Source organism: Acidovorax cavernicola (assembly GCF_003581445.1).
In genome coordinates this window covers 1-1,389 of sequence record NZ_QXMN01000215.1, presented here as the reverse complement: position 1 = coordinate 1,389, position 1,389 = coordinate 1, and the positions used below count along the sequence as shown (strand labels likewise).

At 69.0% G+C, this 1,389-nt stretch carries 2 protein-coding genes; both read right to left on the bottom strand.

Annotated elements, in window-relative coordinates; all coding sequences use genetic code 11:
- The coding region (locus tag D3H34_RS34590) for a MaoC/PaaZ C-terminal domain-containing protein (RefSeq protein WP_205736863.1) at positions 1-809 on the bottom strand (809 nt) is incomplete at its 3' end.
- Between the two features lie 7 nt (positions 810-816).
- The coding region (locus D3H34_RS32635; protein ID WP_147400594.1) for an acyl-CoA dehydrogenase family protein at positions 817-1,389 on the bottom strand (573 nt) is incomplete at its 5' end.

Sequence of the window (1,389 nt, the reverse complement as noted above, 5' to 3'; positions counted from 1 at the left end):
GCGTCCATCCAGGCGATATAACTGGCTTCGGACGCGCCATAGAACTCGACGATGCGCGCCGCGGGAAACAGCGCCTGCAGCGCCGGCGTGCGCTCGCGCATCCAGCGCGCGCCGCTGATCAGCAGCAGCGCCACACCCGCGATCGGCGCCACATGGCGGCGCTGCGCCCACTCGAGCATCAGCTGCAGCTGGCTGGGCACGGCGACCAGCACCGGGAACGCGCCCGCCTGCAGGCGCGCGAGCGCGCGGCCCGCGGAAAAGCGCTCCTGGATCTCGACGCCCGCGCCGCTCCACAGCCCCCAGAGCGCGGCAAACAGAAACAGCGAATGCGACAGGCGCCCGGGCGCGAAGACGCGCTGCGTCGCGGCGCTGCGCCGGAACTTGACGATGCCGCGGTCGCGCCGGGACGTCGGCCGGGCCTCGATGACTTCGATTTCCACGCCGATGGTGTCGCCGGCGAACGTGGGCTTGAGAAAGCGGCACTCGGTGCCGAGCAGCGCCAGCATGGACGGCTCCAGCAGCTGGTTGACGATGGTGCGGGTGTTGAGCCCGGCCATATAGGACACGACCAGCAGGCCGTGCGCGATGCGCCGCCCGAACGGGCCGGTGCGCGCGGCCTCGTCGTCCACATGGGCGCGGTTCATGTCGCCGGTCAAGGCGGCGAAGGACACGATGTCGGCTTCCGTGATGGTGCGCGACGCGGTCTGGTAGCGGAAACCCACTGGCAGGTCTTCCCAGTAATAGCGGCCCGCGGCGACCTGGTCCAGCGCCACGGCGACGGGCGGTTCGATGGAGATGGTTTGTGTCATGGGTGCCTCACGCAATCGCCGACATGCCCAGCAGCTCGCGGCCGATGATCAGCGTCTGGATCTCGGTCGTGCCTTCGGGAATCGTCCCGCCACGCGTGTCGCGGAAAATCCGCTCTATCGGGTAGCCCACGGCATAGCCCTGGCCGCCATGGACCTGCAGCGCCATGCTCGCGACTTCGTGCGCGGCTTCCGTGGCATAGAGCTTGGCGATTGCGCATTCCATGGTCGCGCGGCCCTGCTGCATGGCGCAGGAAGCCTGGTAGGACAGCGCGCGCGCCGCGCTCACGCGCATGGTCATGTCGACGATATGCTTTTGCACCAGCTGGAAACTGCCTATCGGCTTGCCGAACTGCACGCGCGTCTTGGCGTAATCGGTCGCCAGATCGAGCGCCGCCTGCGCCGCGCCCACGGCGCCGTGGGCGATGTGCAGCCGCCCCGCATCCAGCCCCGCGAAAGTGATGCGCATGGCCTCGCCCTCGGCACCGAGCAAGTTCTCGCGCGGCACCTTCACGTCATAGAAGCCCAGCTCCGCCGTGCCGGTGCAGCGCAGGACCATGGTTTCCACGGCGCGGCGCTCGTA